Here is a 14,190-nt window from a genome sequence, read left to right as displayed (position 1 = left end):
TGTCGCTCGTCGCGCCGCTCTCCGCGACGGCGATGACCCTTCACGGGCGGGCGCGCGAGCTGTCAGGCGAGGGGGAAGCAGCTCCGTGGAGGATCAGCGGGTGGTCCCGGAGCCCTGGGTCCCCGTGGTGCCGCTGCCCTGGCCCGGGCTCTGGCTGCCGGTGCCGGTGCCCGCGCCCGTGGTGCCGCCCTTCTTGTTCTGCTGGTTGCCCTGCTGCGTGCCCGTGGCCGGCGACTGCTGGCCGCTGCTCGTATCCCCCCGGAAACCACCCGGAACCCCCGCGCCCGAGCCGGTCGCGCCGGTGCCGGTGCCCGAGCCGGTCGCGCTGCTGCCCGAGCCGGTCGCGCCGGTGCCCGTGGCGCCCGCGCCCGTGGTCCCGGTGCCCGAGCCGGTCGCGCCGGTGCCGGTGCCGGTGCCGGTGCCCGTCACACCGGTGCTCCCGGTGCCGCTGCCCGTTGCACCGCTGCCCAGGCCCGTCCCGGAGGTCCCCTGTCCGGCGCCGACATCGCTCGTACCGGAGCCGAGACCGCCCGTCGAGGGCTGACCCGTGCTGCTGCCGGTGCTCGTCCCGGCGGCCGAGCCCGCGTTGGTCCCACTGCCGCTCGCGTCCGAGCCCCAAGGCGCTTGCGTTCCCGTGGTGCCCTGCGAGCCGCTGGCCCCGGGCGGGCTCTGCGCAGGCTGCGAGTTGCTCGAGCAGCCAAGTCCGCCGAGAGCGATCAACGTCGAAAACGCAACAGAGTGAACGAGATATCGCATGGATCGATCTCCTCGCTGCCGCCCGAGACGGGCGACCAGCGTTGATGCGAGCTCCCATCGCTCAGGGAGCTCGCTGGAAGAACGGAAGTCCGTTGGTGAGCGGTGGCGGCCCCATGCACGAGGTGAGCCAACCAGTCGACAACGCCAGCAAACCGACTGTTTCCTCACCGCGTTTTCGCGAGCTCAGCCGTCAGTTTGTGTGGCGGCGCTCTGCCACAGGTGTGGCGTGATGGCCGAGGTCGACGAGCTCAGCGGCAGCGCGCCGGTCGTCTGGCGTTCGGGCGCGCGCCGTCCCAGGCGATCGCCCCCGTCTGCTCCTCCACGCTGAGCGACGTGATCAGCGGGTCTGGCGAGGTGTCCACGCGCACGGCCACCGAGAGCGCGCCGTGCTGGCAGCGGAGGCCGAAGCGCGCCGACGTCGCGCTCTCCACCATGGTCGAGCCGTCGAGCGAGCACGCGCCCACCCGCGCGCCCACGTCGCGGAGCTCCTGCCGCAGCGCCGTGAGGTGATCTTCGGGGAACCAGCCGGGGCGGAGCCGGCGATCGAGCTGGTCCGTCCGGGGGCGACCGATGACCGAGGCCACGGCCTGGGCCGCGCGGCGCACGGACGGGGAGGGCGGGACCACGCGCGCGAGCATGGCGCCGGTCGCCTCGAGCTTGCCGAGCACCTTCTCGTTGAGCGACTCGAGATCGGCGCCGGCGACGTTGGCGAGCGCGACGACGCCGACGCCGCGCTCCGGGAGGAGCATCACCGAGGCGGAGAACCCGTCGATCAGGCCGTTGTGGAAGACCACGTGGCCGAGGCTGCAGTCGTCGCGCACGTGCCAGCCGAGGCCGGGGCCGTCGTCGCCGCCGGCGGCGGGGAACGCCGAGCCGTTGCGCGCCATCATGTGCGACTCGCGCACGGTGCTGCGCCGCAGGGCGCCTGTCTCGGGCGCGTCGCGCGCGGGCCAGGCGGCGAGCTGAAACCCGATGAAGCGGCCCATGTCGGAGAGGCTCGCGTAGAGGCCCGCCGTGGACTCCGAGGCCCCGAGCCGCCACGGCTGGATCGGCGTCATCGCGCCGCCCGCGCGCACGTGCGGCGTGGCGAGCGCGTCGGGCGGCACCTGCGCGGCGTCCCACGCGGCGTCGCGCATGCCGAGCGGCGCGAGCAGCGCGTCGCTCACGTAGCGCCGGTAGGGGACGCCCGCGGCGCGCCCGACGAGCAGCCCGAGGAGCGAGTAGCCCAGGTTCGAGTAGGACGTCTCGGTGCCCGGCGCGCTCTCGAGCCCGAAGCCGTCGAGCGTGGCCAGGATCTCGCGCTCGGTGACGTCGCGCGCCGTCGACGCCGGGGAGAACACGCCGAGCCGGGGCAGGCCGGAGCTGTGCGTGAGCAGGTCGCGCACCGTCATCGGACGCGAGTCGCGCGTCGGGTAGACGACGCCCGCGAGCGCGGGCAGGTAGCGCGCTGCCGGGGCGTCGATCGACAGCCGCCCTTCGTCGCGGAGCCGCAGTATCGCCGCGGCGGTCAGCGCCTTCGTGATGGAGCCGACGCGGAAGCGCGTGTGCTCGTCGACCGCTCCGCCCAGCGCGACGTCCCGCACGCCGGTGATCTTCTGGATCGCGAGATCGCCGTCGATGACGACGCCGAGCGCGAGGGCGGGCAGCCGCTCCCGCTCCGCGGTGCGCTGCGCCAGCCCCTGCACCTCGGCCGTCGCCGCGCGGAGCTTCCGCCCGCGCTCCGGGTCGAGGAAGCGCGGCGCCGGCGCGGGCTCGCTGGCGAAGCGCTGGAGGAGCGGCGCCGGGGCCGCGGGCCTCGCGACCGGCGGCGCGGGCGCGTTCGACGCGCACCCGCTCACGAGCGGGAGCGACGCGGAGAAGACGGCCGTCGCGAAGAGCACGGCGAGCTTGCTGTCAATCGTACTCAATGCGGAAGCATGAGTATCGCTCTTCAATCACGATTCGACAATTCGAAAGGAGCCGGCGCAGGCTTTTCGCTTTCGATTTTTTTCCTCTGGAGGCACACGGAAAGGTGCCCTCGACGTAGGCCCTCGACGCAGCAGAGGGCGCGTCGTTACATACAGGTTTACATACAGGCTTACATACAGGGTTACAGGGTGTGGTCCGGGCGCGGATCGGCGTGCCGCGCCGAGCGCGGAACGGCATGCCGATCCTCGCTCGGCGCGGCGATGCCCACGACGGTGCGCCACCTCCTGCGACTCCACACGTCACCCCACAGCGCTGCGGGCCTGATGTGCCTCGGTCGCGTGTCGCGGGGCTCGATCCGGGCGCGCCTACATCCTCGCGAACCGCTCCTGGAAAGCCCGGTAATTCGGCTGATCTTGGCCCCGGTCGTACACGGCGAACACGACGCGCGAGAACACCCCCTGGAAGCGCGGGTGCTCGAGCCACCGGGCGAAGACGTCGGCGACCTCGCGCGGGTCGTTGCGGAAGACGCCGCACCCCCAGGCGCCGAGGACCAGGCACCGGTGCCCGTGCGCGCCCGCCGCCGCGAGCACCATGGCCGCGCGGCGCTCCAGGGCAGCGTGGATGTCCTGATCCACCGAGTCGTCGCGCTGGAGCGCCTCACCGGCGTTCGGCGCCGGCACGGTGATGATCGACAGCGCGAACGGCCGCTCCAGCAGCGCGTGCTGCTCGTCGCGGAAGAACGGCACGTCCGGCGAGTAGATGAGGTGGTCGGTATAGAGGAAGCTCCCCGAGGCGCGGTTCTGCTCGTAGTAAGCGCGCTGCTCGACGAGGCACGCATACAGCGCGGAGCAGCGGGCGAGGTCCTCTTCCTGCGCCTTGGCCCCGCGCAGGAACCCGCCCCCTGGGTTCTTGCCCGACGCGAAGTTGAGGATCGCGACGCGGGCCTCGCCCTCCTGCTCGACGAGCCGCCGCCCCGCGGCCCCCGTGGTCTCCTCGGTGACCTCGATCGCCGCCGGCCGGTCGAGGCGCTCGTGCGGCTCCCATGGTTCGAGTGACCCGGGCCGGTAAAGCACGGTGCCCTTCACCGCGGCGAGCACGCGGTCCCGGAGGCGAACCGCTGCGCCCGAGGGCGCGGTGTACTCTCCCCGACTCGCGATCTGCACGGTGTCGGCGGCGACGCTGGTGAGCTTCATGCTTCAACCATTGGCGAGCCGCGGCCGAGCGTCCAGCGAAACGCGCTCGGCAGCGGGGCGCGCGGCGCGCAGGCGGGCTGGCGACGCGCCGGCGCGCCGGCGGTGTCGTCCGCGCAATCGGCGCGGCAGCGCGCCGGCGAGCAGGGCGACAGCGAGCGCGTGGCCGGCGCCGAGGCCGGGCGACGGCCGGTCGAGCCAGCGCGCCGCGACGGCGCGCCCCCGGGCACAGCCGCGCCGGCCTCCTCGCGCGGACGGCTCCGCGTGGCCGCGCGGGCGCTCTTCGAACGGAGCGCGCCGGCCGCGCTCGCGCCGGCGCTCGCGGGCCTACTTGGCGCGCTTCATCACGCTGCCTGGACTCGTGTTGTTCGTCCAGTAAACGCTCGTCTCGTCGACCGCGATCTCCCAGGGCGTCTCCTGCCCTTCGGCGAACGTCTCCACGATGCCCCCCTCGAGCGGGGTGCGCCTCACCGCGCCTTCGTCGGGGTCGGTCCAGTAGACGTGCGTCGCGTCGATCGCGATGCCGCGCCCCCGCAGCCCCTCCTGGGTGAGCGTGATGTCGCTACCGCCGCCCTCGCGCTGGGTCTTGTGGACATCGCCCTCCGCGTTCACCCAGTAGACGTGCGTCGCGTCGACCGCGATGCCCTGCGGGCCGCGCTGGTCCGTGGCGAGCGGCTCCGCCGGGCCTCCGGCGATCGGCGCCCTCATCACCATGTCTTCTGCCAGGTTCTCCGCGTCGAGCGTCCAGTAGACGTGCGTCGCGTCGATCGCGATATCCACTGGCTCGTTCTGCTCGGTGACGAGCAGCTCCGGCTCGGCGCCTCCGGGCTGGCCGGCGGCCGAGAGCGGCATCTTGTTGAGGGTGTACCTCACGGCGTCGGCCCAGTAGAGGTTGGTCGCGTCGAGCGCGATAGCGATCGGCTTGGACTGCTGCGCGACCTCCTCGATGCCGGGCCTGTCGATCGGCGATCGCCTCAGATAGCCGAGGTCGTAGCTCGACCAGTACACGTACCCTCCGCCCACCGCGATCGCCCACGGGTTGCGCTCGTCCGTGGCCAGCGCCGCTGGCGCGCCCCCGCCCTTGGGGACCGCCATCACTGAGCCGTCGTCGCCCTGGTTGGTCCAGTACACGCGGTCCGCGTCGAGCGCGATGCCGGTCGGGTGCCGGAGCCCCTCCACGAGCGCGAGCGGCTGGCACGCCGACGCCTCGCAGCTGCCACCCTGGCAGCTGTGGTCGCAGCTGCCGCAGTGGCGCCGGTCGTTCGCCGTATCGACGCAGGTGCCGGCGCAGTACGCCTCGCCGGGCGGGCACGCGCACTCGCCCCCTTCGCAGGACCCGCTCCCGCCGCAGGAGGTCCCCGCGTCCGCCGGCGCGAACCCGCAGACGCCCTCGTCGCACGCGCGGACCTGGCAGTCGTCCCCCGGAGGGCACTCGTCCGCCGAGGTGCACGTCGCTGGCGGTCCGCCCCCCGTGCCCCCGCCGCCGCCGGCGTCTCCGCCGCCGCCGGCGTCTCCGCCGCCAGCCGCGCCTCCGCCGCCCGCGCCGCCGTCGTCGACGACCTCGTAGTAGTCCTTGTCCCCTCCGAGCAGGGCTGTGCAGGCGGGCGAGAACGCAAGGCCCGCGGCGATCATCCAGCGCATGCGCACTCTTTCCATCAGGTCACCATGCCCCTCGCACATCGAGCGCCGCGCCGCCGGAGCCGACCGGCGCCACGCCCGCGGCGACCCACGCCCCGCTGGACGCGCCCGCGCTCGTGGCCTTCGGCTCGGTCAACAGCAGCACCGCGGCGCCGCCGACCCCCGCGACGCCGACGCCGAAGGCGATCGTGCTGGCGAGCCCGAGCGCCTTCATGGCGTCTGCCGCCGTCTTGCCCTCGTGATTGCACGCCGTGCCGGCGCAGTTCTCGTCGACGACGCCCTTCCTCTCCATCGCGAGCGCGCCGGTGACGCCGCCGACCGCGAGCCCCACGAGGCCCAGCCCGCCCGCGAGGTAGACCGCGACGCGGCGCCCGCCGGCGCCGGTGTCGGGCGCTGGCCCCGCGTGCGCGCGCGCGGGCGGCGGTGGTGGCGGCGGCGGCGGTGGCCGCGGGACGGCCAGCGTGAGCGCCACGCGCTTCTTCTCCCCCTTGCCGAGGCGCTCGATCCGCTCGGAGACGGGACCTCCAGGCACCTGCAGCGCGATGCTGTGCGTGCCCGGGTCGACCGGGATCAGGGTCCCTAGCGCCGTGGGCGCGAGGACCCGACCGTCCAGCTTCACCACCGCGGCCGGCGGAGCGTCCGGCGGCAGGCTCAGCGAGATCGCGGGCGCGTCGCGCGCGAGCGTCTCCCGCTGCTCGCGCGCGATCTTCTCGCGGTCGGCCTGGTTCTGCTGCTGCTTCGGCGTGAGGGTGGGGTAGAGCGCGAGGTACTCGTCGAACCTGGCGAGCGCCGTCGCGAGCCGTCCCCGCAGCGCCTCGCACTCGGCGAGGGTGAACAGGGTGCCGGGCCGTGGATCGAGCTTCTGGCTCTCCTCGATGGCGGGGCAGCCCTCGTCGAAGCGCCCGGCCTCCATGTGCGCGACCCCCTGATCGAACGCGGCCTGGGCGGGATCCGGGGCGGCTGCCGAGGCGGCGCTCGCGGCGGCGAGCGCGGTCGAGAGGCATGCGGCAGAGAGGGCGAATCGCGCGGTGTTCATCGGGCGCTCGTGCGGGCGGTCGTGACGTTGTCTCGGTCTGGTCGGACCGGCGCGCGGCGAGCTCATCTCAGTCGCGCGTCCATCTCTTCTTCGCGTTCGCGGTCGAGCTGCCCGCGGGCGGCTGCGCTCCTTGCGCGCCGGAGCTGGCGCCCGGCGGGAGCGCGCCGGGGCCGCCCGGCGAGGGCGCGGCGGCAGCGGCGCCCGGCGCACGTACGGCGGCGCCCGGCGGGAGCGCGGCCGCGGCGCCCGGCGAGCGCGCGGTCGAGGCGGCGCTCGGCGGGGGCGCGGTGGCGGTGGCGACCGGCGAGCGCTCGGTCGCGGCGGGGGCGGCGCCGACCGGCTCGACGCCGGGCGTGGCGGCGGCCGAGCCGAGCGGCGCGATGCCGGGCGTCACGGCGGGCGATGTCCTCGGCTCCGCGGCCGGCGCGGCGCCCGCGCTCGCCGGCATCCCTGCCGCGTCCGTTCCCGCCGGCGCGGGGCCTGGCGCCGGCGTGCGATCGATCTGCGTCGCGTAGACGACGGCGCCGAGGAGCGCGCCGACGCCGAGCGCGATCGCGATGGCGGCGACCCGCCCGACCCGCGACGGCGCGCCGGCGCCCCCGGGCGCCGCGCGCGAGGCGCCCTCGGACGCCGCGCGCGCGGACCTTGGCGCCTCGCGCGCGGCGTCCGAGGGCGCCGGCGTCTCGTCCAGCTCATCCCGCGGGGCCGACGCCACCTGGAGCGGCGTGCCGGCGGGCACGGACGCGACCGTGGGACGCGTCGCGAGCTCGGCCATCCAGTCCGGCGGCCTGGCGGCGCTCGGCGGGGGCGCGACCTCCAGCGCCTCCGCGAGCGCGCGCACCGCGTGCGTGGCGACCTGGAACCGCGCGTCGGGCCGCATCGCCGTGGCCCTGTCGAACCACGCGTCGAACGCCGGCGCGAGCGCCACGCCGCTCGCGGCCGCGCGCGCGCTCGCCGGCTCGGGCTTCCCGCGCGAGGCGGCGGCGAGGATCGCGAGGAGGTTGCCGGTCTTCTCCTCCTTGACCCAGTAAGAGGCCCCGACGAGGAGCGTGTACGCCACCATGCCGAGCGCATACACGTCCGTCGCGCTGCTGAGCGCCGCCCCGTCGAACTGCTCGGGCGCCATGTAGATCGGCGTGCCCACCCCGTGGGTCGCGCGCCCCGCGCTCGAGGTCTCGGCGACGAGCTTGGCGATGCCGAAATCCAGGATCTTCACGCGGGGCTGCCCGTCCTCGCGCTGCGTGAGGAAGATGTTCTCCGGCTTGAGGTCGCGGTGGACGATCGCGGCCTTGTGGGTCCGGTCGAGCGCCAGCGCGGCCTGGTGGAGGTACGTCACGACCTCGAGGGCCGACAGCCTGCCGAGGCGCTCGATGCGATGGTCGAGGTCCTCGCCGCGCAGCAGCTCCATCACGAGGAACGGCATGCGCGTCTGCTCGTCGATGCCCGCGTCGAAGACCTCGACGATGAACTCGCTCTCGACGTCCGCTGCAATTTTCGCTTCTCGCTGGAAACGCTCGCGCAGGTTCGGGCTCTCGAAGAGCGTCGGGTGCATGAGCTTGAGGGCGCGCCGCCGGTTGGTCTCGAGGTGTACGGCCTCGTACACGGCGCCCATGCCCCCGACGCCGATGACGCGGCCGAGGCGGTAGCGTCCGGCGAACACGGCGCCCTCCGCGAGCGCGAACGACATCAGCGACCGCCTCGTGCGTCGTGCCCGGGCCGCGCGCGCGGCCACGTCCCTTTCCCCGGCATGCGCCACAATTTTCTGTTCGCGGCGGGCCGTCAAGCCCTCGATTGCACACCGTCGCGCCGGACCCGTCGCGCCGCGCGCGGCCCCGGCCGCGCCGAGCGCACGATCGCGACGCGCGACGCTGCTCGCGCCCGCCCTCGCGACAGCCCTGAGCTCCTCGGCTGCGCGGTACGGCGCGGCCCTGTGCGCGCGCCCTCTCTCTCCGCGCAACTCCTTGCACAGACCCGCAATGTTCCGCTTCCGCCGTCCGGACTCCATCGCTGCGCGAGGAGCCATTGCACGGTCGATTCGCGCTGTCGTCTCGGCGGCACGTCGCTTGCCAAATACGAATTACCAGACGCCGGAAGCCAGACGACCTGTGAAAGGCGCCAGGCGCGTCAGGGGCAGCCATGGAGTCGGCCGGACCGGCCGCGCAGACCGCGCCGCGCGGCCCGGCGGCGCTCACTGCATCACGGAACACCCTCGCCTCCCGGAAGGGAAGGCACGAAGGAGAGGCATCTGTATGTTGAATCACCTGTCCTCGAAGTCTCGTCGTCTCGTCCTCATGGGCTCTCTCTCTCTCGGGGTCATGTCGCTCGCGTCGGTCGGCTGCGCCGTGGGCGCGCCTGCCGGCGACGACATCTCCGAGGACACCGGCGACACGGAGGTGACCTTCGAGGACTTCGTCGCGCGCACCTATCAGGAGCCAGAGACGGGTATCTACATCGTCGATGGCGACATTCCCGTCGACGGCCTCGATGGGCTCGAGCGGTTCTACGAGCGCCACGTCCGGCGCGGCGCGCTCATCGTCCACCAGGACCACGGCAAGGACGTGAAATGGAGCGACCGGAAGAAGCTGAACCTCAGCTACTGCGTGAGCTCGGCGTTCGGCGTCCACCACGGCACCGTGGTCTCCGCGATGGAGAGCGCCGCCGCGGCGTGGGAGGGGGCGGCGCACATCGACTTCGTTCACGTCGCGGCCCAGGACGACGCGTGCGACGCGCGCAACAAGAAGGTCGTCTTCGACGTGAGCCCCGTCAAGGATCAGCCGTACTACGCGCGCGCGTTCTTCCCGGACAGCAAGCGCCGCGATCGCAATCTCCTCATCGACGCGGCCGCCCTCGGCCCGATGGACCTCTGGACGCTCGCGGGCGTCCTGCGGCACGAGCTCGGCCACGCGCTCGGCTTCCGGCACGAGCACACGCGGCCCGAGGCGGGCGCGTGCTTCGAGGACGACGGCTGGCGCGCGCTGACGCCCTATGACGCGGGCTCGGTGATGCACTACCCGTGGTGCAACGGCACGAACTGGGGGGACCTCGAGCTGACGGCGGACGACGCCCGCGGCGCCGCCGCCCTCTACGGCCCTCCCTGCTGGTGAGCCCCGTTCCGCGGCGCGCGCCGCGGCGAGTGGCGCGCGGGTGCCGCGCGTGAGATCATGGCGCGCCGTGGCCGAGGTCGAGCTCAACATCCAGCGTTTCTCGGCCGAGGTGGTCGCGCACCGGCACGCGCACCACCAGCTGGTCTTGCCCGTGGAAGGCGCGCTCTCGCTCTCGATGGACGGGCGGGAGCTCAGGGCGGGGGGGCTCTCGGGCATGCTCGTGCCGAGCGACGTGCGCCACGCCTTCGCGGCGCCGGACCGCAACCGCTTCCTCGTCATCGACGTGCCGCGCGCCGCGGCGGAGCAGCTCGGCGCCGCGCCGTGGTTCGAGCGGGCCGCCGGCGAGCCGATCGCCCTCGACGCCGCGGCCGCGCTCCTGGTGCGCGCCGCGGCGGACGAGCTCGACGACGGCGGCGGCTCCGTCGCGCTGCGCCGGCAGTGGGCGGGGCTGCTCGTGCTCACGCTGGCCGAGCGCGGCGAGCGCGGACCACGCCGCGCGCCCGAGAAGCTGCGCCGCGCGCTCCGCTTCATCGACGAACACGCGCACGAGCCGCTCACGGTCGCGGACGTGGCGGCGCACGCGGAGCTGAGCCCCGGCCACCTCCACCACCTGTTCCGCACCGTCCTCGGCGCGACGGTGCAGGATCGCATCGCGGCGCTGCGCCTCGCGCGCGCGACCGAGCTGCTGTCCCGCACCGACCTCGGGATCGCCGAGATCGCGCTCCGCTGCGGCTACGCCGACCAGAGCTGCCTGACCCGTAGCCTGCGGCGCCGCCACGGCGTGACCCCGGCCGCCCTGCGCCGCGCAGCCCGGTCCGGACGGCCGGCCGAGCCGCGGCGCGGGCGCGCGCTGCCGCGGGACGAAGGCGCGTAGCGCCGGCAGGTCGCGGCAGGTCGCGCGGGAAGCCCGGAGCCCCGGCACAGGGCGGCGGAGCCCAGGCCAAGACGGCGGCGGACCGGCGCAGCATGCTCGGCGCCATGTCGGACACGACGTCTGCGACGCGACCCTCGCGGCGAGCCGCCACCCTGGCGGGCGTCGCGGCCATCGGCCTCTGGGGCAGCTTCGCGCTGCTCTCGACCTCGGTGAGCGGCCTGCCGCCGCTCCAGGTGCTCGCGTCGACGTTCGCGATCGCCGCGCTCTTCGGCCTCTCGCGCCTCTCGCGCCTCTCGCGCCTCTCGCGCCTCTCCCGGGTCGCCCGGCGCGGCAGCGGCGGCCTCGGCGCGCTGCGCCAGCCGCCGGGCAGCTGGCTCGTCGGCGTCGGCGGCCTGTTCGGGTACCACGCCCTCTACTTCTACGCGCTGTCCGCGGCGCCGCCCGTGCAGGTGAGCGTCATCTCGTACCTCTGGCCGCTGCTCATCGTCCTGCTCTCGGCGGCGCTCCCCGGCGGTCGCCTGCGCCGCCGGCACGTGGCCGGGGCGCTGCTCGGGCTCGCGGGCGTGTGGACCGTCCTCGCCGCCGGGGGCGACCTCGGCCTGCGCGCCGCGTACGCGCCCGGCTACCTCGCCGCGCTCGGCTGCGCGCTCATCTGGTCGACGTACTCCGTGCTCCAGCGCCGCTTCGCCGATGTCCCCGCCGACGCTGTCGTGGGCTCCTGCGCCGCGACGGCCGCCCTGGGCCTCGCCGGGCACCTCGCGCTCGAGCGCACGGTGCTGCCCACCGCCGGTCAAGCGCTCGGCCTGCTCGCGCTCGGGCTCGGCCCCGTGGGCATCGCGTTCTTCGCCTGGGACCACGCGACGAAGCACGGCGACCTGCCGCAGCTCGGCGTGCTGTCCTACGGCGCGCCGGTCCTCTCGACGCTGCTCCTCTGCCTCGCCGGCCACGCCGAGGCGAGCCCCCGGCTGCTCGCGGCCTGCGCGCTCGTGGCCGCCGGCGGCCTCGTGGCGACCGCGCGCGCGGACGCGCCCTCGACGCCCCGCGCCGCGCGCGAGCCAACAACTTGCATTGACAAGTAAATGCCCCGTGGTACGTTCGGTCCACCATGCGCGACCAGTTCACGGCCGACGGGGGGATCGTCCTCGACAACGCGCTCGGCTACTGGGTGGCGCGCGTGTACCTCGCGTCCCGCGCCGCGATGTACCGGCGCTTCCGCGCGCACGGCGTCGAGATCACGCCCGAGCAATGGATGGTGCTCGTCCGGCTGTGGGAGCAGGAGGGCGTCACGCAGACGCACCTCGCCGAGCGCACCTTCCGGGACGTGCCCACGATGAGCCGCATCGTGGCGCTCATGGAGCGCGACGGGCTGATCGAGCGCCGCCAGGACCCGACGGACCGGCGCGCCCGGCTCGTCTACCTCACGGCGCGCGGGCGCCAGCTGCGCAAGGCCCTGTCCGGCGAGGCCATGGCCATGGTCGACGCGCTGCGCGCCGGCATCCCGGAGGACGATCTCCTCACGACCCGGCGCACGCTCCAGCGCATCCTCGCGAACCTCGAGCCCGAGGGCTGAGCGCGGCGCCCGCCTCGGCCCTGCTCCCTGACACCCAATTGGTTGCATTGACAAGTAGATGCCTCAAGGAGAGACCCGCATGAGCCAGCCCGCCGCTTCCCCTCATTTCCCTGCTCACACGACCGGCTCCGCGCCCGCGGCGGTCCGCCCTGCGCTGGAGCGGACCGCGCGGAAGTTCGGCTTCCTGCCGCTGCCCGTGGCCCGCTTCGCGACCTCGCCGCTCCTGGTCCGCGCCTTCGACGATCTCCTGGCCCTCTTCGAGGAGGCGACGCTCTCGCCGGTCGAGCGCGAGGTCGTGGTGATGGTCGTCGCGAGCGAGAACGGGTGCGATCTCTGCCGGACGATGCACCGGGGGCTGCTGCTCCGCGCGGGGGCTCCGCCGGCGGTGGCCGCGGCGCTGTTCGAGCGGACGCCGGTGCCCGACGCGCGCCTCCAGGCGCTCGCGGCGTTCACCGAGGCGACGCTGCGGGAGCGGGGTCAGGTGTCGGACGCGGAGCTCGACACGTTCATCAGGGCGGGCTTCACCGCCGAGCAGGCGCTCGAGGTGATCGTCGGCGTCGGCACCTTCACCCTGTCGACGTTCGCGAACCGGATGACCCGCACCCACGCGCTCCGCTGACGCGCCGGGCTCGCGGGCCCCGCCGTCCCGGCGCGCCCCCTCGCGGGCCCCGCGGCGCCTAGCGCTCCGCGAGGCCCTCGGTCGCGCTCGGCGTCGCGAAGACGCCCTGCGCGTCGTCTGCCGGCGCCCACAGCCCCGCGCACATCAGCGGGCCGCCGGTGATCTCGGGCTGCGGCCCCGGGCGCGCCTGCACCTCGTCCGCGTGCACGCACACATTGACGTGCACGCGCGCGTCCGCCCCGTCGCGCCGGGCCAGCTCCTCGTGCAGCGCCCCCGCGAAATCGAGCGCCGCGCGCCGCTCGCCCCGCTGCTCGACCGTCCCTGCTGGCAAAAGGCGCACGCCGAGCACCTCGTTGCCCGTCGTCGAGGCCAGGATGAACCCCGCGTGCGCGAGCTGCGACTCGGCCATATCGAGCACCTGCCCGATATCGGCCGCGAGCGCCTCGTCGAGATCGTCGGAGCCGCCGCGCGTCCTGACCTCCAGGTACACAGCCACTGCCGGCAGCGTCGGGTCAGGTCCGCTGTGCGCGCCCGACGCGGGCTCGCCGATCGCCTCCCTGAGCGCCCGCACCAGCTCCTCCACCGAGCTGAACCGCCGCTCGCGCCGCTTCTCCATGCAACGCAGCACCACCGCGTCGAGCTCGAGAGGGAGCGGGACCCGCAGGCTCGGGGGCATTGGCGGCTCCTCGAGGTGCTTCCGGACCATCTCATCCATATCGTGTGTATGGAATGGTAATCTCCCCACGAGCATTCGGTGGAGCAGCACGCCGAGCGCATAGACATCCACCCGCGCATCGATCGGGCCGCCCAGGATCTGCTCCGGCGCCATGATCGAGGGTGTCCCGGGCATTCTTCCGGCGGTGGTCAGCCAGGTCGAGCCCTCCTCCGGCCCCATCATCTTCGCGATCCCGAAATCGAGCAGCTTCACGGTGCGCGGCTTCCCGGAGCAGATGAAGATGTTGCTGGCCTTGACGTCGCGGTGGATGATCCCGGCGGCGTGCGCGGCCCCGAGCGCCGCGCAGATGGGCTCGAACAGATCGAGCGCCTCCCGGGGCGCGAGCCGCGTCTCGGCCTTGATCAGCGCGTCGAGCGTCTGCCCCTCGAGGCGCTCCATCGCGTAGAAGGGCTGATTGTCATTCAGCTCACCGACCTCGTAGATTTCTACAATGTTGGGATGGGAGATGAGCTGGAGCGCCTCGACCTCCCGGGCGAACCGCTCGACCACTCGGCGAGAGTGGGCTACCGCCTCGCTCAGCACCTTGACCGCTGCGGGCCTCCCTGAACGGGCGTGCCTCGCCCCATAGACGACCCCGCAGCCGCCGCGGGCGATGAATCCCTCGAGGATGTAGTCGCCGGCCACGGTGCCCGGCGCCAGCTCGCCCCGCGCGCTGGCCCTCTCGAACTCCGAAAACGGCCTCGTCTCGTCCTCTTTCGTCATCTCGCCTCACCGTGCGGCGCGTCACGGGGCCGCCGCGCGCGCCGCTGCCCACTCGGG

Annotated in this window: 12 protein-coding genes; 5 read left to right on the top strand and 7 right to left on the bottom strand. The window is 74.1% G+C overall.

The features are described from left to right. Positions 1 to 93: 93 nt before the first annotated feature. From WME89_RS35115 to WME89_RS35090, 6 genes are all read right to left on the bottom strand, one after another. Positions 94 to 756, bottom strand: a complete 663-nt coding sequence (locus tag WME89_RS35115) for a hypothetical protein (protein WP_438004004.1) — start codon at positions 754 to 756, stop codon at positions 94 to 96. Between the two features lie 248 nt (positions 757 to 1,004). Then, positions 1,005 to 2,663: a serine hydrolase domain-containing protein gene (locus WME89_RS35110; protein WP_438004003.1), complete on the bottom strand. Its 1,659-nt coding sequence runs from the start codon at positions 2,661 to 2,663 to the stop codon at positions 1,005 to 1,007. Positions 2,664 to 3,029: 366 nt separating this feature from the next. Then, a complete protein-coding gene (locus WME89_RS35105; protein ID WP_438004002.1) occupies positions 3,030 to 3,857 on the bottom strand; it encodes a TIGR02452 family protein in 828 nt (275 codons plus the stop codon). A gap of 324 nt (positions 3,858 to 4,181) precedes the next feature. Then, on the bottom strand, positions 4,182 to 5,495 hold the full coding sequence (locus WME89_RS35100) for a hypothetical protein (protein WP_438004001.1): 1,314 nt from the start codon (positions 5,493 to 5,495) through the stop codon (positions 4,182 to 4,184). A 19-nt stretch (positions 5,496 to 5,514) separates the two neighbouring features. Continuing rightward, positions 5,515 to 6,528 carry a hypothetical protein gene (locus tag WME89_RS35095; RefSeq protein ID WP_438004000.1) on the bottom strand — a complete coding sequence of 338 codons (1,014 nt, stop codon included), beginning with the start codon at positions 6,526 to 6,528 and terminating at the stop codon, positions 5,515 to 5,517. A 67-nt stretch (positions 6,529 to 6,595) separates the two neighbouring features. Next, positions 6,596 to 8,215 (bottom strand): protein kinase domain-containing protein, encoded by a 1,620-nt coding sequence (locus WME89_RS35090; RefSeq protein WP_438003999.1) that lies wholly within the window; start codon positions 8,213 to 8,215, stop codon positions 6,596 to 6,598. Positions 8,216 to 8,777: 562 nt separating this feature from the next. Between WME89_RS35090 and WME89_RS35085 the strand changes: the two genes are divergently transcribed. The 5 genes from WME89_RS35085 to WME89_RS35065 all read left to right on the top strand — a co-directional run bounded on the left by WME89_RS35085 (position 8,778) and on the right by WME89_RS35065 (position 12,695). Beyond that, positions 8,778 to 9,632, top strand: a complete 855-nt coding sequence (locus tag WME89_RS35085) for a hypothetical protein (RefSeq protein WP_438003998.1) — start codon at positions 8,778 to 8,780, stop codon at positions 9,630 to 9,632. A 67-nt stretch (positions 9,633 to 9,699) separates the two neighbouring features. Beyond that, positions 9,700 to 10,506: a helix-turn-helix domain-containing protein gene (locus WME89_RS35080; RefSeq protein WP_438003997.1), complete on the top strand. Its 807-nt coding sequence runs from the start codon at positions 9,700 to 9,702 to the stop codon at positions 10,504 to 10,506. Between the two features lie 104 nt (positions 10,507 to 10,610). Continuing rightward, complete coding sequence (yddG, locus tag WME89_RS35075) at positions 10,611 to 11,585, top strand: aromatic amino acid exporter YddG (protein ID WP_438003996.1); 975 nt, start codon at positions 10,611 to 10,613, stop codon at positions 11,583 to 11,585. 26 nt (positions 11,586 to 11,611) lie between these two features. Beyond that, positions 11,612 to 12,076 (top strand): MarR family winged helix-turn-helix transcriptional regulator, encoded by a 465-nt coding sequence (locus WME89_RS35070; RefSeq protein WP_438003995.1) that lies wholly within the window; start codon positions 11,612 to 11,614, stop codon positions 12,074 to 12,076. Positions 12,077 to 12,155: 79 nt separating this feature from the next. Further along, positions 12,156 to 12,695, top strand: coding sequence for a carboxymuconolactone decarboxylase family protein (locus tag WME89_RS35065; protein ID WP_438003994.1), 540 nt, complete (start codon positions 12,156 to 12,158; stop codon positions 12,693 to 12,695). Positions 12,696 to 12,753: 58 nt separating this feature from the next. On the opposite strand, the gene WME89_RS35060 is transcribed toward WME89_RS35065, so the two are convergent. After that, positions 12,754 to 14,133, bottom strand: a complete 1,380-nt coding sequence (locus tag WME89_RS35060) for a serine/threonine-protein kinase (protein WP_438003993.1) — start codon at positions 14,131 to 14,133, stop codon at positions 12,754 to 12,756. Positions 14,134 to 14,190 lie beyond the last annotated feature (57 nt).

Source organism: Sorangium sp. So ce321, assembly GCF_051530195.1.
Classification (GTDB): Bacteria; Myxococcota_A; Polyangia; order Polyangiales; family Polyangiaceae; genus Sorangium.
The sequence above is the reverse complement of the archived record's forward strand: the minus strand, read 5'-3'. Positions and strand labels throughout refer to the sequence as shown.